Origin of the sequence: Burkholderia sp. AU33545 (assembly GCF_020419685.1) — a bacterium.
GTDB lineage: Bacteria > Pseudomonadota > Gammaproteobacteria > Burkholderiales > Burkholderiaceae > Burkholderia > Burkholderia diffusa.
The window spans coordinates 16,173-41,863 of record NZ_JAIZRQ010000002.1; the positions used below are offsets into that span (position 1 = coordinate 16,173).

Here is a 25,691-nt window from a genome sequence, read left to right on the forward strand (position 1 = left end):
GCGATTTCGCAGAGGACCTTTCCTGTGCAGCGGCTTAATCGACGGTCGCGCGATCTCCAATAATGGCCGCTCGATCAGTCGGCCGGCGCGCCGACGCGACCCACCGGCGATCGGGCCGGAGACCAACGATAAAAAATCCTATGCATTCCTATAAAACCATCCAGCCCGCCAACGCGCGCGTTGCCACGCCGCATGCCGTCCGCCGCGGCCGTCGTACCGGGGCGCTCCCGGGGGCAGTGCTCGCCGCCTGCGCGGCCGGCCTGATTCCGTGCGTCGCGCACGCGCAGAGCAGCGTGACGCTGTACGGCCTGATCGATACGTCGATCACCTACGCGACCAACCAGCGTACGCAAGGTGCCGGTTCGCCCGGCAGCGGCAGCGTCGGGCTGACGAGCGGCGCGTTGAACGCGTCGCGCTGGGGGCTGCGCGGCCGCGAGGATCTCGGCGGCGGGATGGCGGCGGTCTTCACGCTCGAGAACGGCTTCACGGGCACGAACGGCAAGCTGTCGCAGAAAGGCGTCGACATGTTCGGCCGTCAGGCGTGGCTCGGCGTGAGCTCGCGCACGGCCGGCACGCTCACGTTCGGCCGCCAGTACGACCTGATCCTCGATTTCGTGACGCCGCTCGGCGCGTCGGGCCCCGGCTGGGGCGGCAACCTCGCGGTGCATCCGTACGACAACGACGACTCGAACCGCAACCTGCGCATCAACCACGCGGTGAAGTACACGAGCCCGACGTATCGCGGGCTGACGTTCGGCGCGTTGTACGGTTTCTCGAACACGGCCGGCGCGTTCTCGAACAACGCCGTGTGGAGCGCGGGGCTCGGATATGCGAACGGACCGCTGAAGCTCGGCGCCGGTTACCTGAAGATCAGCCGCGACCGCAATGCGCCGAATCCGGACGGCGCACTGAGCACGGTCGACGGCTCGGCGACGATCACGGGCGGCAACCAGCAGATCTGGGCCGTGGCCGGGCGCTATGCGTTCGGCCCGCATTCGGTCGGCGCCGCATGGTCGCACTCGGCCACCGACGGCGTGAGCGGCGTGCTCCAGGGCAGCGGCATCACCCCGCTGAAGGGCGAATCGCTCGTCTTCGACAACTTCACGGTCGATGGCCGCTACTTCGTCACGCCGGCGTTCAGCGTAGCCGCCGCGTACACGTATACGATGGGCCGTTTCGATACGCGCACCGGCCAGACGCGCCCGAAATGGAACCATGTGGTCACGCAGGCCGACTACGCGTTCTCGAAGCGCACGGACGCGTATCTCGAAGCCGTCTATCAAAGCGTGAGCGGCGGCAACGGCAATCCCGCGTTCAACGCGACCGTCTGGACGATGACGCCGTCAGCCAATAGCAACCAGCTGGTGGTCGCGCTCGGGTTGCGGCACAAGTTCTGACGACCCGGCGACACGAGTCGCGCCCGCACCGGCATGGCGCATCACGCATCGCCGCGCATGCCGCGGTTTCCGCGCAAGCAAGAATGCGTCCTGCGTCGTTCCCGTGTGAAAAATGCCGAGAAACTGGTCACGCTGTGACATTTTTCCTAATCTAGTTGCAGCGGCGCCGTGCTTCGGCGTTCCGGTCGAGACAATCTTTCATATGGCGCATCGCCGGCTTACGAAAGCGCATCGCGCACGGAAGCCGGCACTTTCGTGCCGTCTCGCCGGATGCGTGACGCGACAGTTCGCGCGCACCACGCTTTCCTCGCAGTCAACCGCAGGAGACGCACGATGAGCAAAACGAACCGATTTGCGGTCATGGCAGCCTTCGCGCTGCTGGCGGGTTGTCACCACGCGGCGAAAACGCCCGAGAATGCCGAGATGGCGCCGGCCCCATCGAGCGAAGCGGTCGCGACGGTGGCGGCGGACGATCTCAACAATCCGAACAGCCCGCTCGCGAAGCGCAGCGTCTACTTCGATTTCGACCAGTACTCCGTGAAGCCGGAATACCAGACGCTGCTGCAGGCGCACGCCGACTACCTGCGCAGCCACCCGTCGCGCCGCGTGCTGATCCAGGGCAACACCGACGAACGCGGGACGTCCGAATACAACCTCGCGCTCGGCCAACGCCGATCGCAAGCCGTGATGAGCGCACTGGAAACGCTGGGCGTGCAGGCGTCGCAACTCGAAGCGGTCAGCCTCGGCAAGGAAAAGCCGGTTGCGCTCGGCCACGACGAGGATTCGTGGGCGCAGAACCGCCGCGCCGATCTCGTCTATCGTTGACCGGATGCCGCCGCGACGGCGGCATTCCGGCTACTCACCACCCGTTACCCGTGATGCAGCGAATCTGCGGGGCGCGCCGCGCCCCGGCTGCATGCGCGAGCGCCTGCCCCGCTCCATGTCGCCATGTGCCGATACGCAAAAAGCATGGAATAAACCGCCCGCCGGAAACGTTTCGTCATCGCGCGGTCGCCGGTTCACGCGAACCATCCTGCCGCGCGGCATTCTCGGCGAAAGGAGAGTGAAATGAATTCGGCAAGATTGGCCGCGGCGCTGCTCGCGGCACTGATGCTGGTGCTGTCGGCCGGATGTACGTCGTCGGGTGGCGGCGTATCGCCAGGCCCCGGGATGAGCCGGTATGGCGGCGCGGGCGGCAGCGGAGGCGGGGGTGGTGGCGGCGGAGGGGGCGGCTACTGAAGCACCGCCGGAAAGGCTCGAGCGGGGCGTTACGCACGAGCGCGGCCGAAAGCCGGCCACCTCGCGCGCGACGCCCCGCCGCGCCGCACGACTTACCGACGCATGGCCTTCACGTCGGCCGGCGTGACGCTCGCGGGCTGGCCGCCCCACGTCGCGCGCAAGTAGTTCGCGAGCTGCGCGAGTTCGTCGTCGCTCAGCGTGTGCGCGAAACCCGGCATCGGTTGCAGGTTCTCGAAGCCGGCGAACTTCTGCTCGTCGATGCCGTCGAGCATCGCGACCAGCAGGTTGCGCGCATCGCCCTGACGCAGCGTCGAATTGCCGTTCATCGGCACCGCCACGTGCGGCTTGCCTTCGCCGTCGAAACCATGACAGCCCGCGCACACCGCGAGATACACCGAGCGGCCGGCCGCGAGCTGCGCGGCATCGGCGGATACCGGCTTCACCGCCTGCGGCGCCGGCGGCGTATCGCCGAGCAGGTACACGGACAGCGCGCGCAGATCGTCCTTCGTCATGTATTGCGTGCTCAGGTGCACGACCGGATACATTTCGCCGAACGCCGAGCCTTGCGGCGCGATGCCGACGCCGAAGAACGTCTGCAGGTCGGTGCCCGTCCAGCCGCGCGCGGCGAGGCCGGCCGGCGTGATGTCCGGCGCGGCCACGCGGCCGAGCGCGGCGCCGGCGAACGGCTTCGCGCCGTCGAGCTGACCCGTGAACGCACGCGGCGTGTGGCATTCCGCGCAGTGGCCGAGCGCGCCCGCCAGATAGCGGCCGCGCTGCCAGTCGGCGGACTGGCCGGTCGATGCATCGGGCAGGCTGTCCTTCAGAAACACCATGTCCCAGAACACCATGCCGAAGCGCAGGTTGTACGGGAACTTGAGTTCGTGCGGGCGGTTTTCCTGAGCGATCGGCTTCACCGTCTTCAGGTACGCGTACATCGCGTCGGTATCGGCGCGCGTGAGCTGCCGGTACGACGTATACGGCATCGACGGATACAGGCGCTTGGCCGGCGCCTTGCCGTCATGCAGCGCGGCGTAGAAGTCGTCTGCGCTCCAGCCGCCGATCCCGTGGTCCTTGTCGGGCGTGATGTTCGAGCCGTAGAACGTGCCGAACGGCGATTCGAGCGGCGCACCGCCCGCGAACGGCGCGCCGTCCTTCGCGGTGTGGCAGGCCGCGCAGTCTGCGGCCTTCACGAGATAGCGACCGCGCGCGACCTGGTCGGCACCGGGCGCGCCGGAAGCCGCGCTCGAAGCCGGCGCGTCATGGCCGCCGCAGGCGGCGAGCAGCAGCGCGCAGGCGGCCGCGAGTGCCGGCAGGCCCGCGGCCCGCGCGGCACGATGGGCGAATGTGCGTTTCATGCGGCGTCCTTCACGAGTCCCGGCGTCGTCAGGATCACGTCCTTCACGGCTTCGTAATAGCGGACGTAACCGGTGCAGCGGCAGATGTGCGCGTTCAGCGCGTCGGTGATCGTGCGCTCGACGTCGGCCTTCGCGACCGGCTCGCGCTTCAGGCGTTCGATCAGCACCGTCGCCGCGTTGACGAAGCCCGGCGTGCAGTAGCCGCACTGGAAGCTGAAGTGCTCGAGGAACTTCTGCTGGATCGGCGACAGCTCGACCACTTCGCCGGCTTCGTTGCGCTTCGCGTGACCTTCGATCGTGCGGATCGAACGGCCGTGGAAGAAGTGCGCGCCGGTGATGCACGTGCGCATTTCCTCGCTCGTGCCGTCCGGCTTGTCGACGATCACGACGCACGCGTGACAGATGCCCTGCCCGCAACCGAGCCGCGAACCGGTGAGGCCCGCATACTCGTGCAGGAACTCGATCATCATCAGCCCTTCGGGCACCTGCATCGGGCCGACGGACTTGCCGTTGATGTTCACCGACAGCGGTTTCTGCTGAAAGCGGACGAGCGGACGCTCGACGGTGGCCGGTGCGGCAGCCGGTGCCGCGGATGCCGGAGCGGCCGAAGCCGCGTTCGGCGCGGATGCGCCGGTCGCGGACGCGCTGGCGCTCGCGGCCGACGCGGCGGTTTGGGCTGTCGTCATGCGAGCACCTCCTGAATCTTTTGCGGGGTCACCGGCAAGTCGGTGAAACGATGGCCGATCGCGTGCGCGATGCCGTTCACGATCGCGCCGACGACGGGGATCATCACCACTTCGGCGACACCCTTCGGCGGATCGGTCTCGGACAGCGGCGGCAGGATGTCGCCCGTCTGCGACCACACGGCGACGTCGGTCGCGCGCGGCAGCTGGTAGCGGTTGAAGTTCCACGTGCCGTTGCCGGGGCCGTCTTCGTAAAGCGGCAGGTACTCGTGCAGCGCATGGCCGATGCCCATCGCGAGGCCGCCCTGCAACTGGCCCGACACGAGCTGCGGCGAGATCTGGTTGCCGCACTCCATGATCGAGTGATGCGTGAGCAGCTCGACCTTGCCGGTCGCTTCGTGCACGGCCAGCTCGACGAGCGTGCCGACCGCCGTGTAGTACGTGACGGCCGCGTTGTTGCGGCTCGTCGGCGGGATGAACACGCGCTTGCGGTCCAGCACGCGATAGCCGTTCGCGGTCGGCGCCAGCGTGCCGTGCATCGCGGTCGCGCCGGCCGGCGCGGCGGTGCCCGGCATCGGGCCGTCGTCGCCGGTCTTCGGCGCGCCGATCCGCAGCGACAGCCCGTCGATCGGCAGACGATCGACCGCGCCGCCCACGTCGAACTCGGCGTCGGTCCATTGCCAGCGGTTGAACACGTGTACGACGGCGCCGGTCGCCAGGCCGAGCGCATGCGCCTGCTTCGCGAGCTGCTCGAACGTCAGCGGCTCGAGGCCGTCGGCGGTCAGCTTGCCGTCGACCCAGCGCGCGTCCTCGATGCGGATCGTGTACGGCGCGGCCTGGCCGCCGCCGAGGCCGCGCGTCCAGATCGACATCGCGGCCGGCCACAGCCCATAGCGGAACACCGCGCGCGCGGCTTCGCGCGTGCTGTGCGTGAAGTAGTACGCGGAGTTCGTCGCGCTCGACGGCGACGCATAGCCCGGCGACCAGCGCGGATTCGTGCTCAGCCGGTCCTGGTCGGCTTGCGACATCAGGTACGGATCGCCGCTCGTCTCGACCGGCAGATCGGGCCATTCGGTCACTGCGACGCGCACCTCGGTCGCCGGGCGACCGAGCCACTTCGCGACCGCGACGGCCTGCGACGTCGACATCCCGGTGCCGATCTCGGCAGCCGTGTGATGCAGCGACACCCTGCCGTTCTCGTCGAATTCGACCTTCGCGAACGATGCCTCGGCACCCGTGCCGAAATCCTTCTGCACGCACGCGAAGCCGACGCCGTAGCGCTTGCCCGGGTTCGCCGCCTCGAATTCGGCCTTGCGCGCCGCACGGCGCGTCCACAACGGATGCTGCCTCGCACGTTCCAGCACTTCGTCGACGCGCAGCGCGCCGGCGGGAATCGCGCCCTGCGTGTTCTTCATCCCCGAACGCAGCGCGTTGCGCAGGCGGAACTCGATCGGATCGAGGTTCAGTTGCGCGGCGATCTCGTCGACCGCCATCTCGGTCGCGGCCATGCTCTGCAGCGTGCCGTAGCCGCGCGCGGAGCCTGCGTCGATCGCGCGCGACGCGATCGCGACGGCCGCGAGGTCGCTCTTCGGGAAGTAGTAGATCGATTGCGCGGCCGTCGCGCCGACCATCGCCACCGACGGCGAGAAGTTCGAGCGCCCGCCGCCGTTCGCCTCGAAGTCGCCCTTGAACGACTGCATGAGACCCGTGTTGCGATCGACCGCGATCCGGTAATGCATCCTGAACGCGTGACGCTTCAGCGATGTCTGGAACTGCTCGTAGCGGTCGTTCGCGAACCGCACCGGGCGGCCGTCCGCGTACAGCGCGCAGACGAGGCCGTAGAACGGCACGTTGCAGTGATCCTTCGAGCCGTAGCCGACCGTGTAGCACGGATGCACGAACAGTTTCTTCACCGGGAAGCGGCATTTCGCGACCATCGCGGCCGCGTTCTCCGCCACTTCGAGCGGCGACTGCGTCGGCACGACGAGGTGCAGCGCCTGCGTCGCGGCGTCGTACCAGCAGTTCGCGTTGTCGGGTTCGAGCGCGGCGGTGTCGACCGACTGCGTGCTGTACGCGCGGTCGAACACGAGCCAGTCGGCCGGCGGATGGTCGAACTCGCTGGCGATCTGCCCGGCCAGGAACATGCCCTGCTCGTCGAGCTTGCCGTGCTCCTTGCCGTCCGGCCAGACCGGCAGGTGCTTGCGCATCATGCTCGGGAAGATCGGCGCGTCCTTCAGGCTCGAATAGACGTCGTCGTCATAGGCCGTCTTGCCGCCTACCCGAACGAAGCGGAACGTGCCCCACGGATCGCGCTCGAGCGGGCCCGTGACCGCGCCGTAGCGGATCACGTCGTCGCGGAACTTGAGCGCGTTCTTCGCGAAGCGGAAGCGCGCGAAGTCGTGGTAGATGAGGATCGCGACCGCATGGCCGAGATACGCGGGCGTCTTGCCGGCGGGCAACAGCATGTCGTCGCCATAGAACGCCGGGAACGCGACGCCGTCGCGCGCGAGATCGTCGGCCGTGACCACGCGGTCCGGCTTCAGTTCGTCGCCGAGCAGCGACAGGTCGAAGCCTTCGTAGGTGCGGTCGGCCTGCGTGACGCGGAGGATCAGCGCGTGCGACTGCTGCTGCGGCCAGTGCGGCATGTCGGCGGCACGTACGTCACGGGCGAACACTTTCGAGCCCGTGACTTTCGCGATGCCGTCGATGCGGAATTGGGGGATGCCGGTGACGCTATCCCATTTGACGGGCGTGAGGAGTTTTTCTTCGAAGAGCGCCGCGAACGCGCGGCTGCCGATGGGCGCGACATACACCGCGACGCCCGCCAGCACGCTGGCTTTCAGAAAACCCCGCCGTGACAGGCCGTGGTTTTTCATGTGGGGGGAACCTCCTGATGCGGCTCGGACGGCGATAGGGTGTCGCGGCGTTCGGAGCGGCGCGCATTCTGGCATTGTTTTAGATATATCGCCTATAGTATTTCCCACATGAAATACTTATTGAATTTCTTATAACGGGATTCACACGGGCTGCGGCGCCCGGTCGCGGGCGACACACGTGCGCGACCGGGCGGTGTCGCGGCGGGCGTATCGATCGCCGCGGGCCGATCGCGCGCCAGGGGCCTGCCATGAGCGGTGCGCGCCGAAACCGGTCCGCGGGCGACTGCCCGACATCGTCCCGTGGGCAACGACGCCTGCCCCCGCGTCGGCGAATGCGCACGGCGCACGCCGGCGTGGTCTGAGACGACTCGCCGACGCCCCCGCACGTCACGCGCGGCCGGCGTTTCATGGTAATGTCGTGCGCATCCGGCTCGCCGGTCGCCCCGCCACGTGCCGTGCGGGGCGCTCGGCAATGCGCCGCATCGTGTCGAGGTCAAAATAGCCATGGCAGTCAAGGCAAGCCTCCTGAACGCCGTTCTCGCCACTCCCCCCTGCGGCAATCACCGCGTGACGGCCGGGCTACGCCCGTCGATGCTCGTCACGCTGTTCGAAGACGTACGCCCGATGGCGCTGTCCGGCCTCGCCAGCGCGTTCGTCGCGGCGATCGCGCTGATCCGGCTGCAACAACTCTGGTGTTTGGTGTGGCTCATCGTCGACGTCGGCTTGCTCGCCGCGCGGCTCGCGATCGCACGCGCGTATGCAGTGCACCGTGCCGCCGGCGACGATCGCGCCGAATACTGGGCGCTGCGCTATGCGCCCGTGTCGCTCGTCGCGTGCTTCGTGCTCGGCCTCGGCGTGATGGGCTGCGTGGAGGCGCCCGACGCCGAGCTCGGCACGCTGTCGGTGATGGTCGCGGGCGGCGTGTTCGGCGGGATCGCGTCGCGCAATTCGGCGCTGCCGCGGCTCGCGATGACCCAGGTCACGCTCGGCGTCCTGCCGATCGGCCTCGGCGCGTTGCTGGTCGACCGGCCCGGCGCATGGCTGCTGCTGCCACCGCTCGCGATCTATCTCGCGGCCATGCGCACGGTCGTCCAGCGTCATTACCGCGTGCTGGTCGCGCTGATCGCCGCGCGCCAGCGCAACGCCGAGCTCGTCGCGCGCTTCGACGCCGCCCTCACCTACATGCCGCACGGCCTGTGCATGATCGACGGCGAGAGCCGCGTGATCGTCGCGAACCGTCGTACCGCGCAATTGTTCGGCTCGCCACGCGAGATCATGCTCGATACGCCGCTACCCGACGTCGTCGCGGCGCTCGGCGCGAACGCGGTGACCGATTCCGACGGTGCAGGTCTCGCCGTGCAATGCGACGTCTGGCTGAACCATGACGAACCGGTGCCGCTCGACATCACGCTCGCCGACGGCCGACAGCTGGAACTGACACGCCATCGCGTGCCCGACGGCAACGCGGTGATCATCGTCGAGGACGTCACCACGCGCCGCCGCAGCGAGCAGCACATCCGGCACCTCGCGCGACACGACGCGCTGACGGGATTGCCGAACCGCCACGAACTGCATGCGCAACTCAAGCGGATGCTCGCGCATCGGCCGCGCCTGCCGGGCGCCACGCTCGCCGTCATGTATCTCGACCTCGACGGCTTCAAGGCAATCAACGACCGGTTCGGCCACCAGGCCGGCGATGAAGTGCTCACGCAGGTCGCCGAGCGGCTCGGCAAGACTCTGCCGCCCGGCGAGCTGGCGGCGCGGATCGGCGGCGACGAGTTCGTCGTCGCGCTCGACGCCACCACGATGCAGGCCTGCTCGCTCCTCGCCGCGCGGATCATCCGGCAGATCTCGGCGCCGTACGCGCTGTCGATCGGCGAGACCGTCAGCTTCGGGATCAGCATCGGCATCGCGCTCGACGACGGGCACGGCTCCGCCGACGAACTGATCCGGCAGGCCGACAGCGCGCTGTACGAAGCGAAGTCGGCCGGCAAGGGAATCTACCGCTTCTATTCGGCAGGAAGCAGGCGCGTGGCGCCCGCGACCACGAGCTGAGCGCGCGCGTTCGTTGACGCCGACGGCCTCCGCGCTTTACTGCGCGTCCCTCCTGCGTGTCCCTTTTCGCTTCCCCGCGATTGATTCCCGAAACGCGTCGCGTGGCTAGGCGCATACGCGCACGTGTTCCGCCGCGCTCGCCCGTGTCACGTGACGTGTTCCGTAACATCGGCCCGCACCGCGCGTCACGTTCGCCGCAGAAGCCCGCACGATCGGTGCGGCAAGCGGATTTTCGCGGCTGGCACCCTTATTGCTCCTTGACTGGGAAACAGGATGTCAGGGAGCCCACACATGAATACCGTCGAAGTCCTCAGCCGTGCGGAAGCGAGCGATCAACTTGACGTGATCGACGGCGCCTCGCTGATCCGGCGGCTCGTTTCCGATCACCGCGCGCCCGCCGCGCGTGAAGCCGCGTGTGTCGACAATCCGCCGCTGACGCTGTACGGCGCATTTCGCCAGGGCGTCACCGATCACGCGGCGCGACGCGCAAATCCCTATCGCGCCGGCAGCCGTTTCTGGGCGCTGTGGGAAGAAGGCCGTATCGAAGCTGAAACATCCGGTCGCTGAAGCGATCGCCCGCTCCAGCCCCGCGCGACAAGGGGCCGAGGCGCAATACGGCGTGCGCGGGCGGCCGCGCGCCGGCATGCGTATCACCGCTGCAACATCGCGTGCGGCTGCTCGGATGGCGCATGTCGCAGGTTCGCGCGCGGGCCGCTTGACAGCGTCCGGCATCGCCCGCATCGCGCACGCCGCGCGGCGGTCGTTTCCCGATAAGATGGCAGATTCCGTTCATCGAACGATGCCGCCATGACCGCTTCCTCCTCCCACCGAAATCCCATCCACTGCGAAATCGATCTCGATGCACAAGGCAAGCATGCGGGCTACCTGCGCCTGCCGCATTCCGTACATCGCTCCGCATACGGCTGGCTGCCGATCCCGATCGCGTCGATCCGCAATGGCGACGGCCCGGTCGCGCTCGTGATGGCCGGCAACCACGGCGACGAATACGAAGGCCAGATCATCGTGTCGCAGCTGATGCGCGAGATCGATCCGGAGATGGTGAGCGGGCAACTGATCCTGCTGCCGATGGCGAATTTCCCCGCGGCCGATGCAGGCTTGCGCGTGTCGCCGCTCGACGAAGGCAACCTGAATCGCAGCTTCCCCGGCGACCCGACCGGCACGCCGACGCAGATGATCGCGCATTACATCGAGCATGCGCTGCTGTCGCGCGCGCAGTATCTGGTCGACCTGCATTCGGGCGGCAGCTCGCTGCTGTACCAGGGCGGCAACATGCTCGCGATCGACCCGCTCGACGACGACGAGGCGGCGAAGCTCAACGGGCTGCTGGTCGCGTTCGGGCTGCCGAACGCGCTGCTGCACGCGCCGAACCCTGTGCACTCGGCATCGGCCGCGCGCCGGCAGGGCGCGATCTCGATCGTGACCGAGCTCGGCGGCGCGGGGATGGCCGATCCGTCGCTGATCCGGCTCGGCCGCCACGGGCTGCTGCACTACCTCGGCCATATCGGCCTGCTGCACGGCGCGCTCGTGCCCGACGCGCCGCCGACCGTCACGCGCTTCCTGCGCGTCGACGGCGATCGCCACTTCGTCTACGCGTACGAGCGCGGGCTGTACGAACCGCTCGTCGAACTCGGCGACCAGGTGAAGGCCGGCCAGCCGGCCGCGTGGGTGCACTTCCCCGACACGCCGCTGCGCGAACCGGTGCTGCACCGCTTCAAGGGCGACGGCGAAGTGGTGTGCAAGCGCGTGCCCGCACAGGTGCGGCGCGGCGATTGCCTGTTTCAGCTGGCGGAGGCTTCGACGCCGCCGCGCGTCATCGGGTAATCCGCCTGATCGACACCGGTTTCTCCGCCCACCCCACTCCCCCTGCAAGCCTTCTGACGCGCCCCGCGAAATCCTTATCGAAATTGCTTCGTTCGTCTTTGCCGGTCGCGCCGCTAACGTGTTCGAAACGGCGGCGGCACGCCGGATGCAGCGCAGGAAGCACCGTGGCCGCCGTCATCACGACAACCGCGTCGCGATAACGGAACAGACCGGGCGGGCCCCGTGGCCCGCCCCCGCCAGGAACGTCCGCATCGCGCGCCCTTCGCGATGCCCATGGCCACGAACGACCGCCTCATCGACACGACGCCGCTCGACGTCCGCGCCCAGCCGCTGATCGACGCGCTGATCGACGAATACGCGACGCGCTACGACGCATACCGCCCCGACAGCCGTGCGTCCGCACGCGACGAGCTCGCGCGCTACCCGGCCGAGCTGTTCGCGCCGCCCGAAGGCGCGTTCGTGCTGCTCCTGCGCGACGGCGAAACGATCGGCGGCGGCGCGTTCAAGCGCTACGACGCGCAGACCGCCGAACTCAAACGCATCTGGACCCGCGCGGACCTGCGCCGACAGGGGCTCGCGCGCCTGATCGTCGACGCACTCGAACTGCGCGCCGCGCAGCAGGGCTATCGACGCGTGTACCTGACCACCGGCTTTCGCCAGCCCGAAGCGTGGGCGCTGTACGACCGGACCGGCTATACGCGGCTGTTCGATTCGTCGATCGACCCGGAAGCGTATTTCCACCTGCGCTTCGGCAAGGATCTCGCCGATCCGTCGCGCACGTCGACGCTCGCCGACCTGCGGGCGCCGCTGCCCGAGGCCGTGCTGCCGCGCTGAACGCCCCGCGCCATCCGATTCCGCTCTCCCGTTCCCCAAGACACGACGACAACAGGACACATCCATGCAACGAGCCGTACCCTTCACGCCGCGCGCAATCCGCACGCTGGCCGCCGCGCTGATCGGCGTGACCGCGATCGCCGCGGCCGCCGCGACCTTCGACCTGAGCCCCGAGCAACGTGGCCGCCCGCGCGGTGCGGCCGATGCGGCCGTCGAGCGCGCGGTGCCCGCGTCGTTCAGGTTCGCCGAGGCCGGCACGCTGACGATCGGCGTCGCGCCGAGCCTGCCGCCGATCAGTTCGTATGCGACCGACGCGCGCACGGTGATCGGCTTCGACGCGGACGTCGGCCAGCTCGTGTCCGACAGCCTCGGCCGCAAGCTGAAGATCGTCCCGCTTGCGTGGGCCGACTGGCCGCTCGCGCTCGAATCGGGGAAAGTCGACGCGGTGATCTCGAACGTCACCGTCACCGAGGAGCGCAAGCAGAAGTTCGATTTCTCGACCTACCGCAAGGACCAGGTCGGCTTCTACGTGCGCATCGACAGCAAGATCCAGTCGATCCGCGAGCCGAAGGACGTCGCGGGGCTGCGCATCGTCACCGATGCCGGCACCAACCAGGAAAAGATCCTGCTCGCGTGGGATCGCGAGAACGTCGCGCACGGCCTGAAGCCCGTGCAGGTCCAGTACTACGACGACCAGGCGATGCGGATCGTCGCCGTGCAGTCGGGCCGCGCCGATGCCGTGTTCAGCGTGAACTCGGTACTCGCCTACCAGAGCGCGCAGCAGGGCAAGACGCGCCTCGTTGGCGCAATCAGCGGCGGCTGGCCGCGCACGGCCGACATCGCGATCGCGACGCGCCGCGGCAGCGGGCTCGCCGATCCGCTGACGATCGCGCTGAACGGGCTGATCAGGAACGGCCGCTATCAGCAGATTCTCGATCGCTGGAACCTCGCCTCCGAAGCGATCGACCAGTCGCGCACGAATCCGCCGGGCTTGCCGAAGATCTGAGCGCCGCCCGTCCACGCCCTCGCCGGAACGCCGACACCATGTCTTATTCGCTTTCATTGCTGGACAAAAGCCCGATCGCCGACGGCGCGACCGCCGCCGACGCGCTGCGCTTCACGACCACCCTCGCGCGACGCGCCGAACAGCTCGGCTACGAGCGCTTCTGGATTGCCGAGCATCACGGCGCGCCGGGCTTCGCGAGCTCCGCGCCCGAGATCGTCGTCGCGCACCTGCTCGCGCACACGTCGCGCATTCGCGTCGGTTCCGGCGGCGTGATGCTGCAACACTACAGCCCGTTCAAGGTCGCCGAGTCGTTCAAGCTGCTTGCCGCGCTCGGGCCGGGCCGCGTCGATCTCGGCATCGGCAAGGCGCCCGGCGGGCTACCGCTGACCACGCGTGCGCTGCAGTGGTTTCACGACAAGGCGAAGAAGCCCGACTTCGCGGGCCAGCTTGCGGAACTCGACGCGTTCCTCGGCTGGGGTGTCGCCGAAGACCATCCGCTCGCCGGCGCCGTCGCGATGCCGGTGCCGCCGCACGCGCCCGAACGCATCCTGCTCGGCGGCTCGCCCGACAGCGGCGCGCTCGCCGCCCGCCACGGCTGGCGCTTCTGCTATGCGGGGCACTTCAACGGCGACGACGCGAACCTCGAACGCTCGCTGGCCGCGTACCGCGACGCGGGCGGCACACGCCCGATCGTCGCGCTGTACGCCGTCGCCGCGCCGACCCGCGACGAAGCCGAGCAACTGATCGGGCCGCTGAAGATCTTCAAGCTGCAATTCGCCGGCGGCCAGAGCTTCAACCTGGCGAGCGCGCACGCCGCCGCCGAATTCGCGCGGCAGAGCGGCGCGTCCGACTACCGGATCGACGAGTTGCGTCCGACCGTGCTGGCCGATACGCCCGAGCGCGTGCACCGCGCGCTCGACGCGCTGAGCCGGCGGCTCGACGTCGATGCATTCGTGATCGACTCGCCGGTGACCGACTACGCGGCGCGGCTCGCGTCGGCCGAATGGCTCGGCGGCGCGCAGTCGATCACGCCCGTGCAGGCGGTCCTCGCCGCCGAACGTTTCCCTTCCCCCGACCAGAACGCGTGACGCGCCCATGACGACCCGACCATCGATTCCCTTCGGCCTGATGCTGCAAGGCGCAGGCAGCCACATGAACGCGTGGCGGCATCCGAGCAACCCGCCGGACGCGAGCATCAACCTCGACTTCGCGATCGGCATCGCGCGCAAGGCGGAAGCCGCCGGCATCGCATTCGCGTTCGTCGCGGACGGCCTCTACATCAACGAGAAGTCGATCCCGCACTTCCTGAACCGCTTCGAGCCGCTCACCGTGCTGTCGGCGCTCGCGGTCGCGACGAAGAAGATCGGCCTCGCGGGCACGATCTCGACGTCGTACAGCGAGCCGTTCACGGTCGCGCGTCAGCTCGCGTCGCTCGACGCGATCAGCGGCGGGCGCGCGGGCTGGAACGTCGTGACGACGCCGCTCGAAGGCACCGCGAAGAATTTCGGCAAGACGCATCCCGATCACGAACTGCGCTACGAAATCGCCGACGAATACCTCGACGTCGTGCAGGGGCTGTGGGACAGCTGGGACGACGACGCGTTCGTGCGCGATCGCGCGACCGGGCGCTTCTTCGATCGCGACAAGCTGCATACGCTCGACCACCACGGCCGCTTCTTCCAGGTTGCCGGCCCGCTGAACATCCAGCGCTCGCCGCAGGGGCAGCCGGTGATCTTCCAGGCCGGCTCGTCCGACACCGGCATCGGGCTCGCGGGCAAGTATGCGGACGCCGTGTTCACGCATTCGCCGTCGCTCGACGAAACGGCCGCGTTCACGCGGCGCGTGAAGCAAAGCGCGGTCGAGCACGGGCGGAAGCCGGGCGACGTGAAGATCTTCCCCGGCGTCGGGCCGATCGTCGGCCGCACGGCGGCCGAGGCGGAAGACAAATACCAGGCGATTCGCGACCTGCTGACGATCGACGAGGCGCTCGCGTATCTCGGCCGCTATTTCGATCACCACGATTTCACGCAGTACGCGCTCGACGCACCGTTCCCCGAACTCGGCGACATCGGTCGCAACAGCTTCCGCTCGACCACCGACCGGATCAAGGCCGACGCGAAGCGCAAGCACCTCACGCTGCGCGAGACGGCACTCGCCGTCGCGACGCCGCGACCGAACTTCATCGGCACGGCCGAGCACGTCGCCGACGAGCTGATCCGCTGGCACGACGCCGGTGCCGGCGACGGCTTCATCCTCGGCTTCCCGGTGCAGGCCCAGGGCGTCGACGACTTCGTCGAACTCGTGATTCCGGTGCTCGAGGCGCGCGGCCGCTACCGCCGCGACCTGCCGGGCAGCACGCTGCGCGACCACCTCGGCCTGCCGCGCAAGGCGAGCCGCCATGCGGCGCCCGGCGCGGTGCAACAACACGGCGACGCGGCCGAAGCGCACGCCTGACGCCGGCGCTGCGCCTCGCCCGCCGCATCCGGCCAACTCGATCGAGGACCCTCACCGACATGAGCGACACGACACATCTCGGCGGCGCGCTGCCGCCGCTTGCTTCCTCCCACGCCCGTGACGCCGGCACGCGCCCGCGGATCGTGCCGGCCCGGCACCGGTCGCGCACGGTCGGCGCCGTGCTCGCGCTCGTGCTGATCGCGCTCGCGCTGCATTCGATTCTCGGCAACCCGCAATGGGGCTGGCCGGTGTTCGCCGAATGGTTCCTGTCGCCGCCGGTGCTGTCCGGGCTCGCGCGCACGCTGGTGCTGACGCTCCTCGGCGCGGTGTTCGGCTTCGCGCTCGGCGCGCTGGTCGCGCTGGCCCGGCTGTCGCGCTCGCGCCTGCTCGCCGCGAGCGCGTGGACGTTCGTGTGGCTGTTCCGGTCGATTCCGCTGATCGTGCTGCTGCTGATCCTCAACAACCTCGGCTACCTGTACGAACACGTGCGACTCGGCGTGCCGTTCACCAACATCGTGTGGTTCGACACGCCGACCACCGACCTGATCAGCCCGTTCCTCGCGGCCGTGCTCGGCCTCACGCTGAACCACGCGGCGTTTTCCGCGGAAGTGATTCGCGGCGGCATTCTCGCGGTCGACCAGGGGCAGCTCGAAGCGGCCGCCGCGCTCGGCCTGCCGCGCGGCCGCCAGACCACGCGGATCGTGTTGCCGCAGGCGATGCGCTCGATCCTGCCGACCGCGTTCAACGACCTGATCACGCTCGCGAAAGGCACGTCGATGGTCTACGTGCTCGCGATGCCCGAACTGTTCTACACGGTGCAGGTCATCTATCGCCGCAATCTCGAGGTGATTCCGCTGCTGATGGTCGCGACCGTCTGGTACCTGATCATCCTGACCGTGCTGTCCGCGATCCAGGTCCAGGTCGAGCGCCACTATGCGCGCGGCGCGCTGCGCAATCCGCCGCCGTCGGCGCTGACGTTCGTGCTGGCGCGCATCGGTGCGCTGCGGCGGCGTGCGGCGACACGCAGCGCAACGGCCGATGCGACGCTTCAGGGCACGACCGCTGACGCGCCCGTGCCGCGCACCGGCGGCGAAGTCGCCGTGCACAACGTGTCGAAGCAGTTCGGCACGCAGCGTGTGCTCGACAACGTGTCGTTCGTCGCGCCACGCGGCAGCGTGACGGTGATCGTCGGGCCGTCCGGCTCGGGCAAGTCGACGCTGCTGCGCACGATCAACCATCTCGAACGCATCGACGACGGCTTCATCGACATCGACGGCGAGCTGATCGGCTATCGGCGCGACGGCGACGCGCTGCACGAGCTGAAGGAGCGCGACGTGCTGAAGCGGCGCACGGCGGTCGGGATGGTGTTCCAGAACTTCAACCTGTTTCCGCACCTGACGGTGCTCGAGAACCTGATCGAGGCGCCGGTCGCCGTCGGCGGCGTCACGCGCGAGGCCGCCGAGCGCACCGCGCGCACGCTGCTCGCGCGCGTCGGCCTCGCGGACAAGGCCGATGCGTACCCGCGCCAGTTGTCTGGCGGCCAGCAGCAGCGCGTCGCGATCGCGCGGGCGCTCGCGTTGCGCCCGAAGGTGCTGCTGTTCGACGAGCCGACGTCGGCGCTCGATCCCGAACTGGTCAACGAAGTGCTCGACGTGATCAAGGAGCTGGCGCGTTCGGGCACCACGCTCGTGATCGTCACACACGAGATCGGCTTCGCGCGCGAAGTCGCGGACCACGTGCTGTTCATGGAGCGCGGCCGCATCGTCGAGTCGGGCCCGCCCGCCGTCGTGCTCGACGCGCCGGCCCATCCGCGCACGCGCGCGTTCCTGTCGCGGGTGCTCTGATGCGCGCCGCTCACGACCTCCGAGGCACCCGACGATGATCGACCGACGCCAGTTCATGACCGCCACGCTGGCGGCCGCCGCCGGCCTCACGTGGCACGCGGCCGACGCCGCCGCGACGGCCGACCTCGATCCGCGCCAGGCCGGCCGGATCCGCGCGTCGCGCGACGATGCGGCGATTCGTGCGGCAAGCAGCTACCGCTGGGTACGCGACGGAGCCTTCACGGTCGCGATTTCTCCGCACGCGCCACCGGTGTCGACCTATGCGACCGACGCACGCACCGTGGTCGGGGCCGATCCCGACTATGCGCAGCTCGTCGCCGACGCGCTCGGCCGCACGCTGGTGCTGGTGCCGATCGCGTGGGCAGACTGGCCCCTCGGGCTCACGTCGGGCAAGTACGATGCCGTGATCTCGAACGTCGGCGTGACCGAGAAGCGCAAGGAGAAATACGATTTCACGACCTATCGGCTCGGGCTGCACGGCTTCTACGTGCGCACCGCGAGTCCGATCACGAAGATTGCCGAGCCGAAGAATGTCGCGGGCCTGCGCATCATCACGGGTGCGGGCACGAGCCAGGAGCGCATCCTGCTCGAATGGAGCCGGCGCAATGTCGCGCAAGGGCTGAAGGCGACCGAACTGCTCTATTTCGACGACGATGCGGCCGCCCGCGTCGCGCTGCTGTCGGGCCGCGCCGATGCCGAGCTGAACCCGAATGCCTCGCTGGCTTACGAGGCCGCGCGCGACGGCAGGATTCGCCGGGTCGGCGTCGTCAACGCGGGCTGGCCGGCGAATGCGGATGTCGCGATCGCGACGCGTCGCGGCAGCGGGCTCGCGCCGGCGCTGACGCTCGCGACGAACACGCTCATCGGCAACGGCCGCTACGGGCAGGCGCTGGCGCGCTGGGGGTTGCAGAGCGAGGCGGTCGCGCGCGCCGAGACGAATCCGCCGGGGTTGCCGTCGTTCTGACTCGATGCGCCGACCCATGAAATGAAATCGCCCCGGCATTCCGCGATCGACATGCCGGGGCGAAACGACAAGACGACCTTCGCCGCCTACGCCGTCACCGCCGCGTGATACCGGTCGAGTTCCGCGACATGCGCGTGAATCGCCGGAATCAGATCGCGCCCGTAGGCCAGCGCATCGTCGAGCGGATCGAAACCGCGAATCAGGAACGTCGACACGCCGAGCCGGTAATACGCGCCGAGCGCCCGCGCAACCTGTTCCGGCGTGCCGACGAGCGCGGTCGAATTCCAGCGCGCGCCGGTCAGGTTCGCGACGCCCATCCACAACCGCTCGTCGAGCACGTCGCCCTGCGCGGCCGCTGCCATCAACCGTTGCGAGCCCGCATTCTGCGGTGCGTGACCGTCGATCGGCTGGCCGTTCGCGAGCCGCGCCGCGCGCACGCGCGCACGGATCCGCTCGGCTTTTTCCCACGCGGCGGCTTCGGTGCTCGCGACGATCGGCCGGAACGACACGCTGATGCGCGGCGCGCGTCCGAACGGCGCCGCGGCGGCCCGCACGCGCGCGATCTGCTCGCGCACCGCGGCGAGCGGCTCGCCCCACGTCATGTAGACGTCCGCGTGTTGCCCGGCCACCGCCAGCGCGGCCGGCGACGAACCGCCGAAATAGATCGGCACGTGCGGGCGCTGCGTGCCCTTCACGACCGGCGACGCACCGCGCAGCCGATAGAACGCGCCGTCGTGATCGACCGGCGCGTCGGCGAGCCAGATGCGTTTCAGCACGTCGAGATATTCGCCGGTGCGGCGATAGCGTGCGTCGTGCGGCACGAAATCGCCGTCGCGCTGCAGATCGGCATCATCGCCGCCCGACACGACGTTCAGCGCGAGCCGGCCGCCGCTGAACACGTCGAGCGTGGCGATCTGCCGCGCGGCCGCCGACGGCACGATCACGCCCGGCCGGTGCGCGAGCAGGATGCGGATGCGTTCGGTCGCGGCGGCCGCGAACGACGCGACGATGAAACCATCCGCCGCGTTGCTGAAATGGCCGACCAGGATCTGGTCGAAGCCGGCGGCTTCGTGCGCCTGCGCGAAGCGCCGCACGTAGTCGGGCTGAACGGCGGCGCCGCCCGGTACGTCGACCTCCGCGCCGGGCGTCGCGGTGATCATGCCGATGATGTCGACGGGCATGTCGGGCTGTCCTTGAGATGGTGGTTCGGAACGGGCGGACGTGGCGGCACGGTCACTGCGCGGCGGCCGTCTTTTGCGCGGGCGCCGCGAATGCGCCCGCATACGACCGGTCGAGCAGCTTCGCCGTGTCGTAGGCGGCCGGAATCACGCCGGCCTTGTGCAGGAAGTCGGCCGTGTTCTGCGCATCCTTCGCGGCCGTGTCGTCGACGGGGCCCACGCGCTGGTGCGCGTTGTCGAGCCAGCGGTACGCGACGTCCGGCTCGAGCTTCGCGCGCTTCGCCCACAGGTCGGCATACTCGCGCGGATGACTGTCGACCCACTGGCGTGCGGCCACCACGCGCTTCAGGAAATCGGTGATCTCCGCGCGCCTGGCCGTAGCCGCCTGCTCGTTCGCCGCGACGAAGCTCAGCGCGGGCATCAGGCCCTGCGCGGTCGTCACCGGCCGCGCGCCTTGCCGCAGCGCGAGCGTGCTGACGAACGGCTCCCACAGCGACACGGCGTCGACCGAGCCGTTCGCGAGCGCGTTGGTCGCATCGATCGGCATCAGGTAAGCGTACTTGACGGAATCCGCGCGCAGGCCAGCGTGTTCGAGCGCGCGCAGCACGAGCTGCTGGCTCCATGCGCCGCGCCAGACGGCCACGGTCTTGCCCTGCAGGTCGGCGACGGTGCGCACCGGCGAGTTCTTCGGCACGAGGATCGCGACGCCGTCGAGGCTCTGCCGCGACACCGCGATCACTTTCACCGGCGCGCCGCGCGCGGCCAGCGTGAGCAGCGCGGAATCGCCGAGGAAGCCGATGTCGATCGCATTGCCGTTCAGGCTTTCGGCGACGGGCGCGGCGGCCTGGAAGTGCTTCCACTCGATCGTGTAAGGCAGGTCCTTCAGCACGCCGGACGCCTCCATCGACGCCTGGATGTTGAAGTAATTCTGTTCACCGACGCGCAGCGTGACGGTGTCTTTGGCGATGCCCGGCTGCGCGGCGAGCGCGAGCAGCAACGCCGTGACGATTCGGCTCAACAACGTGATCTCCCCGGTGGTTGGCGGACGGCCGCGCGACGGCGTCGCCCATGGGTCCGCTTGCCGCGACGGCCGGCGCACGGATGGAACCGACGAAGATACGGCGATCCACTTCATGAGACAAACGCAATATTCTTCTATGCAAAGATGCAAATGTTTTATGGATGAGTCGCCACGAAGCGACGCCGGCCGCCACGCTTCGCGCACCACCGTTCGAATGATTCCTCGATAGATATTTCGTGCACGAAATAAATCACCCACTATATTTCGCATACGAAATAACTACCCGAATGAGGATGGCCATGACGTCAGACCCCGTGGAGTTTTGCGCCGCCGACGGCTATACGCTGCGCGGTACGCTGTGGTTGCCGGACACGCCACCGCGCGCGCTGGTGTTGATCCATCCGGCTACCGCCGTGCCGGAGCGGCTGTACGCTGGCTTCGCGCGCTTCCTGACCGAACGCGGCTTCGCGGCGCTGACCTACAACTATCGCGGCATCGGTGCGTCGCGGCCCGCGCGGCTGAGCGCGCTGCAGGCTCGCATGCGCGACTGGGTCGAACTCGACGTGGGCGCCGCGATCGCGTGGGCGCGCGACGCGTACGCAGGGTTGCCGCTGCTGGCGGTCGGGCATAGCGTCGGCGGTCACGCGATCGGGCTGTCGGCCGGCACCGCGCACCTGCGCGCGGCCGTGCTCGTCGCCGCGCACGCGGGCAGCACGCGGCTGATTTCCCGCGCGGCCGAGCGGCTGAAGGTGCGGCTGATCCTGCGCGTGCTCGGCCCGCTCGCGTCCGCGCTGCTCGGCTACGTGCCCGGCAAGCGGCTCGGGCTCGGCGAGGACCTCCCCGCCGGCGTGTTCCGCGAGTGGAGCCGCTGGACCACGTTGCCGCGCTACTTCTTCGACGATCCGACGCTCGGGGCAGCCGAGCGCTTCTCGAAGCAGCAGTTGCCGATTCTCGCGCTCGGCTTCGACGACGATCCGTGGGCGAACCCGCCCGCGATCGACCTGCTGGTAAGCTACCTGACCCGGGCGGCCGTCGAACGCCGCCAGATCGATCCGAACGCCGCGGGCAGCGGACCGGTCGGACACATGGGTTTCTTCCGCAGCCGGCCAGGCACCGTGCTGTGGCCAGCGGTCGCAGACTGGCTCGCGCAGGCACTCGACGCGCCGCGCGCGGCGGGTCGCCCGTCCCTTTCCATTGCAGCCGGGAACCGAGCTTGAGCGAAGACCGACGATTGTTTTTCCTGTTGACCATCGGCCAGCGGCGCGTGCAGCGCTGGGTCGATCGCAAGGCCGAGACCGATGCGCGCGCCAGCGCCGCGCAGGCCGGCGTGCTGTTCTGCCTCGCGAGGCAGGACGGCGCGCTGATCGGCGAAGTCGGCGCGGCGCTGCAATTGGCGCCGTCCGCGATGACGGGGCTCGCCGACCGGATGGCGAAGGCCGGCCTGCTCGCGCGTCACGCCGATTCGGACGACGGGCGTGCAACGCGCCTGTTCCTGACCGACGAAGGACAAGCGGCGCTCAAGCGTGCGCGCGTGGCGCTGCGCGAGCTGAACGGCAAGCTGTGTGACGGGTTTTCCGACGCCGAACTCGACGTCGTCGCGCGCTGGCTGCACGCATTGCAGGACCGCTTTCCGACCGAACGCTGAACGGCGCCGGCGGTGCGCCGCATCGGCACGATGCCGCGTAATCGATAGCGATTCCGATTCGCGCTTTCGATTCGGTTTCCGAACTTTCAGGCGGCAAATTTTGCGTTCCGGATGCACCGCTTCGGGAACGCTTTCCGGCTACGTCCTGTTACAAAAAATTGCCTCCCGCGCCGCATACCGATCGCCTACATTGCTATCCACTTCGACGCATTCGTCATATGCACGGACTGGCCTTCCCGTCGCGTCCGCATCCTTGGGCGCACTCGACAAGCAATGAAAACGAAGAGGTGTCTTGACCGACGTGCTGGCGGCATCCAGCACACGCGGATTGCGATGACTGAAGCGGCCTCCTGAACGACACGATCCGACGCGTGGCACGGCATCCATTGCCGCCGCGTACCGGTGCGCGACGTGCCGCTGCGCCCTGACATCGCCGCCGCACGTGAACGAGGAGCAGTCCATGCGACACACGATGGTATCCCACTCGCTTGTCACCCGCCTCACCCGCCTGTCCGCCACGATGGGAATGGCGATGGCCGCCGCCGCGGCCGCGCATGCCGACCCCGTGGTCGTGTCCGGCCCGAGCCCGTTCGCCGCCTGCACCATCGGCGGCCCCGGCACGAACTACGTGAACGCCGAGGTCGAACCATGGCTCTCGGTCAATCCGGCGAACCCGACCAACATGATCGGCGTGTGGCAGCAGGATCGCTGGTCGAACGGCGGCGCCCACGGGCTCGTCGCCGGCTACACGTTCGACGGCGGTGCGACCTGGGCGCGCACGCCGCAACCGTTCAGCGCCTGCGCGCCGGGCGGCCTCAAGTACGAGCGCGCGTCAGATCCGTGGGTGTCGTTCGGGCCCGACGGCACCGCGTATTCGGTATCGATCTCGTTCAACCAGTCGAACAACGGCAATGCGGTCGCGGCCTCGGTGTCGACCGACGGCGGACAGACGTGGAGCAGCCCGGCCGTACTGATCGCGAACGACGAACCGACGACACAGTTCTTCAACGACAAGGAATCGGTCACGGCGAACCCGGTGAAGGCCGGCACGGCCTACGCGGTGTGGGACCGCCTCGAACTGCCGAACGGCAACCCGTACGCGAACCTGCACACGCAGGCATATCGCGGGCCGACATTCTTCTCGAAGACGGTCGACGGCGGCAAGACGTGGAGCAGAGCGAAAGTCATCGTCAACGTGCCGTCGCGTCAGCAGACGATCGGCAACCAGATCGTCGTCGACCCGAAGACCGGTACGCTCTACGACTTCTTCGACCTGATCCAGCCGCCGTTCAGCAAGGCGGCCGGCAAGGTCGCGTTCATCAAGTCGACCGACGACGGCGCGACCTGGACGAAGCCGCAGGTGATCGCCGGGCTGCAGACGGTCGGCGTGACCGATCCGAACACCGGCGAACCGGTACGCACCGGCGACATCATTCCGGAGCCCGCGATCGATCCGGCATCCGGGCAACTGTACGTCGTCTGGCAGGACAGCCGCTTCAACGGCGGCAACTACGACGAGATCGCGCTGTCGACGTCGAAGGACGGCGGCGCGAGCTGGAGCGCGCCGCTGCAAGTGAACACGCCGACCGGGCGTGCCGCGTTCAATCCGTCGGTGCGCGTCGACAATGCCGGCTCGGTGATGGTCACCTACTACGACTTCCGCGACCTGCAGGCCGGCAACACGACGACGCTGCCGACCGGCTTCTGGCGCAAGATCTCGCATGACGGCGGCACCACGTTCGCCGACGAGCGGCGCGTCGGCGGCCCGTTCGACATGAAGCTCGCGCCGAACGCGGAAGGCTTCTTCATCGGCGATTACCAGGGGCTCGACGTGCTGCCGTCGTCGTCGTTCCATCCGTTCTTCGTCCAGACCAACGCGGGCAACCTGACGAACCGCACCGACGTGTTCTTCACGCCGTGATGCACGCGTGAGCGCAGCGCTGCCGTGACGCCCCTCGCGTCGCGGCAGCGTGCCCGCTTGCGCGTCAATGCATGTCGGTCAGCACGATGCGGCCGTCGACCTTCCCTTCGCGCAGCCGCGCGAATATCTCGTTGATGTTGCCGAGCCGGTCCCGATGGATATGCGCGCGCACCAGCCCGTCCGCCGCGAAATCGAGTGATTCCTGCAGATCGCGACGCGTGCCGACGATCGAGCCGCGCACCGTGATGCCGTTCAGCACGGTCGAGAAGATCGGCAACGGGAAATCGCCGGGCGGCAAGCCGTTGAGCGCCACCGTGCCGCCGCGCCGCACCATCCCGAGCGCCTGCGCGAACGCACTGCGCGACACGGCCGTGACCAGCACGCCATGCGCCCCGCCGATCTCCTTCTGGATGACCTTCGCCGGATCGTCGGTCGACGCATCGATCGTCAGTTGTGCGCCAAGCTGGCGAGCGAGTTCGAGCTTGGCCGGAGACACGTCGATCGCCGCGACGTGCAGGCCCATCGCGCGCGCGTATTGCACGGCCACGTGGCCGAGCCCGCCGATACCCGAAATCGCGATCCACTGGCCCGGACGCGTGTCGGTGACGCGAATCCCCTTGTAGACGGTTACGCCCGCGCACAGGATCGGCGCGATCTCGTCGAACGCGACCTGCGCGGGCAGATGGCCGACGTAGTCGGGATCGGCCAGCACGTATTCCGCGTAGCTGCCGTTCACCGAATAGCCGGTGTTCTGCTGCCCGTGGCAAAGGGTTTCCCAGCCGGTGTGGCAGTACTCGCAGTGGCCGCACGCCGTGTAGAGCCATGGCACGCCGACGCGGTCGCCCTCGCGCACGTGCGTGACGCCCGCGCCGACCGCCGCGACGACGCCCACGCCTTCGTGTCCGGGAATGAACGGCAGCGTCGGCTTCACGGGCCAGTCGCCGTCGGCTGCGTGCAGGTCCGTATGGCAGACACCCGTCGCCTTGATGTTGACGAGGATCTGGCCAGGGCCCGGCGTCGGGATCGGCACTTCCTCGATGCGCAACGGTTCGCCGAACGCGTGCACCACCGCCGCTTTCATGGTTTGAGTCATGCGTCGCTCCTGTCTGGTCGATGACCGCGCCAGTATCCGGGCTCGAAACCGGAACGCATTGATGCGCATCAACGGGGCAGAAATCGTGCGCGCCGGCGGCGCATTCATCGCGAGTCATGGTTGCTCGCACCGCCGGTGCCGGTTTGAACGTCCCGCCGCTGCGTTCTCGGCCATTTCGGTCGGTTGTCGGAGACCCTGTGGGCTACCGCCGTTTCGCTTGGAATTTGTAATGATATAACATATCATTTCGCGAACTCGTCCATCTGAAGCCGTTCCGCCCGGGT

General features: G+C 68.6%; 21 protein-coding genes. 15 read left to right on the top strand and 6 right to left on the bottom strand.

What is annotated here, in order from left to right; genetic code table 11:
• Window positions 1-140: 140 nt before the first annotated feature.
• The 3 genes from LGM71_RS05925 to LGM71_RS05935 all read left to right on the top strand — a co-directional run bounded on the left by LGM71_RS05925 (window position 141) and on the right by LGM71_RS05935 (window position 2,636).
• Window positions 141-1,397, top strand: coding sequence for a porin (locus LGM71_RS05925; protein ID WP_226114257.1), 1,257 nt, complete (start codon window positions 141-143; stop codon window positions 1,395-1,397).
• 333 nt (window positions 1,398-1,730) lie between these two features.
• Window positions 1,731-2,222: a peptidoglycan-associated lipoprotein Pal gene (gene pal, locus LGM71_RS05930; RefSeq protein ID WP_059468012.1), complete on the top strand. Its 492-nt coding sequence runs from the start codon at window positions 1,731-1,733 to the stop codon at window positions 2,220-2,222.
• A 243-nt stretch (window positions 2,223-2,465) separates the two neighbouring features.
• Window positions 2,466-2,636 (top strand): hypothetical protein, encoded by a 171-nt coding sequence (locus tag LGM71_RS05935; protein ID WP_174911803.1) that lies wholly within the window; start codon window positions 2,466-2,468, stop codon window positions 2,634-2,636.
• 92 nt (window positions 2,637-2,728) lie between these two features.
• Here LGM71_RS05935 and LGM71_RS05940 read toward each other — a convergent pair whose 3' ends face one another.
• The 3 genes from LGM71_RS05940 to LGM71_RS05950 are packed head-to-tail and all read right to left on the bottom strand — an operon-like array spanning window position 2,729 to window position 7,550.
• Window positions 2,729-3,991 carry a cytochrome c gene (locus tag LGM71_RS05940; protein ID WP_226114258.1) on the bottom strand — a complete coding sequence of 421 codons (1,263 nt, stop codon included), beginning with the start codon at window positions 3,989-3,991 and terminating at the stop codon, window positions 2,729-2,731.
• Window positions 3,988-4,677 carry a (2Fe-2S)-binding protein gene (locus LGM71_RS05945; protein ID WP_226114259.1) on the bottom strand — a complete coding sequence of 230 codons (690 nt, stop codon included), beginning with the start codon at window positions 4,675-4,677 and terminating at the stop codon, window positions 3,988-3,990. The genes LGM71_RS05940 and LGM71_RS05945 overlap by 4 nt, the downstream gene beginning before the upstream one ends.
• Window positions 4,674-7,550, bottom strand: coding sequence for a xanthine dehydrogenase family protein molybdopterin-binding subunit (locus LGM71_RS05950; RefSeq protein WP_226114260.1), 2,877 nt, complete (start codon window positions 7,548-7,550; stop codon window positions 4,674-4,676). The genes LGM71_RS05945 and LGM71_RS05950 overlap by 4 nt, the downstream gene beginning before the upstream one ends.
• 504 nt (window positions 7,551-8,054) lie before the next feature.
• On the opposite strand from LGM71_RS05950, the gene LGM71_RS05955 reads away from it, so the two are divergent.
• The 9 genes from LGM71_RS05955 (at window position 8,055) to LGM71_RS06000 (ending at window position 18,549) form a co-directional block, all read left to right on the top strand.
• A complete protein-coding gene (locus LGM71_RS05955; protein WP_226114261.1) occupies window positions 8,055-9,605 on the top strand; it encodes a diguanylate cyclase domain-containing protein in 1,551 nt (516 codons plus the stop codon).
• 291 nt (window positions 9,606-9,896) lie between these two features.
• Window positions 9,897-10,172: a hypothetical protein gene (locus LGM71_RS05960; protein WP_059600470.1), complete on the top strand. Its 276-nt coding sequence runs from the start codon at window positions 9,897-9,899 to the stop codon at window positions 10,170-10,172.
• Window positions 10,173-10,412: 240 nt separating this feature from the next.
• Window positions 10,413-11,447: a succinylglutamate desuccinylase/aspartoacylase family protein gene (locus LGM71_RS05965; protein WP_124622713.1), complete on the top strand. Its 1,035-nt coding sequence runs from the start codon at window positions 10,413-10,415 to the stop codon at window positions 11,445-11,447.
• Between the two features lie 273 nt (window positions 11,448-11,720).
• Window positions 11,721-12,281 carry a GNAT family N-acetyltransferase gene (locus tag LGM71_RS05970; RefSeq protein WP_124622715.1) on the top strand — a complete coding sequence of 187 codons (561 nt, stop codon included), beginning with the start codon at window positions 11,721-11,723 and terminating at the stop codon, window positions 12,279-12,281.
• 64 nt (window positions 12,282-12,345) lie between these two features.
• Window positions 12,346-13,287 carry an ABC transporter substrate-binding protein gene (locus tag LGM71_RS05975; protein WP_124622716.1) on the top strand — a complete coding sequence of 314 codons (942 nt, stop codon included), beginning with the start codon at window positions 12,346-12,348 and terminating at the stop codon, window positions 13,285-13,287.
• A gap of 38 nt (window positions 13,288-13,325) precedes the next feature.
• On the top strand, window positions 13,326-14,375 hold the full coding sequence (locus LGM71_RS05980) for an LLM class flavin-dependent oxidoreductase (protein ID WP_226114262.1): 1,050 nt from the start codon (window positions 13,326-13,328) through the stop codon (window positions 14,373-14,375).
• 7 nt (window positions 14,376-14,382) lie between these two features.
• Window positions 14,383-15,741 carry an LLM class flavin-dependent oxidoreductase gene (locus LGM71_RS05985; RefSeq protein ID WP_226114263.1) on the top strand — a complete coding sequence of 453 codons (1,359 nt, stop codon included), beginning with the start codon at window positions 14,383-14,385 and terminating at the stop codon, window positions 15,739-15,741.
• 59 nt (window positions 15,742-15,800) lie between these two features.
• Window positions 15,801-17,585: an amino acid ABC transporter permease/ATP-binding protein gene (locus LGM71_RS33140; RefSeq protein WP_264160385.1), complete on the top strand. Its 1,785-nt coding sequence runs from the start codon at window positions 15,801-15,803 to the stop codon at window positions 17,583-17,585.
• Window positions 17,586-17,619: 34 nt separating this feature from the next.
• Window positions 17,620-18,549: an ABC transporter substrate-binding protein gene (locus LGM71_RS06000; protein ID WP_226114264.1), complete on the top strand. Its 930-nt coding sequence runs from the start codon at window positions 17,620-17,622 to the stop codon at window positions 18,547-18,549.
• 86 nt (window positions 18,550-18,635) lie between these two features.
• On the opposite strand, the gene LGM71_RS06005 is transcribed toward LGM71_RS06000, so the two are convergent.
• Entirely contained in the window at window positions 18,636-19,730 is a 1,095-nt protein-coding gene (locus LGM71_RS06005; protein WP_226114265.1) for an LLM class flavin-dependent oxidoreductase, read from the bottom strand.
• A 52-nt stretch (window positions 19,731-19,782) separates the two neighbouring features.
• A complete protein-coding gene (locus tag LGM71_RS06010) occupies window positions 19,783-20,748 on the bottom strand; it encodes an ABC transporter substrate-binding protein (RefSeq protein ID WP_124622725.1) in 966 nt (321 codons plus the stop codon).
• 299 nt (window positions 20,749-21,047) lie between these two features.
• Here LGM71_RS06010 and LGM71_RS06015 point away from each other — a divergent pair, with 299 nt between their 5' ends.
• The 3 genes from LGM71_RS06015 to LGM71_RS06025 all read left to right on the top strand — a co-directional run bounded on the left by LGM71_RS06015 (window position 21,048) and on the right by LGM71_RS06025 (window position 24,314).
• Complete coding sequence (locus LGM71_RS06015) at window positions 21,048-21,965, top strand: serine aminopeptidase domain-containing protein (protein WP_174911757.1); 918 nt, start codon at window positions 21,048-21,050, stop codon at window positions 21,963-21,965.
• Entirely contained in the window at window positions 21,962-22,393 is a 432-nt protein-coding gene (locus LGM71_RS06020; protein ID WP_124622729.1) for a MarR family winged helix-turn-helix transcriptional regulator, read from the top strand. Before LGM71_RS06015 ends, LGM71_RS06020 begins: the two co-directional genes overlap by 4 nt.
• 460 nt (window positions 22,394-22,853) lie before the next feature.
• A complete protein-coding gene (locus tag LGM71_RS06025; protein ID WP_226114266.1) occupies window positions 22,854-24,314 on the top strand; it encodes a sialidase family protein in 1,461 nt (486 codons plus the stop codon).
• Between the two features lie 64 nt (window positions 24,315-24,378).
• Here LGM71_RS06025 and adhP read toward each other — a convergent pair whose 3' ends face one another.
• Window positions 24,379-25,407 (bottom strand): alcohol dehydrogenase AdhP, encoded by a 1,029-nt coding sequence (adhP, locus tag LGM71_RS06030; protein ID WP_124900859.1) that lies wholly within the window; start codon window positions 25,405-25,407, stop codon window positions 24,379-24,381.
• Window positions 25,408-25,691: the final 284 nt, after the last annotated feature.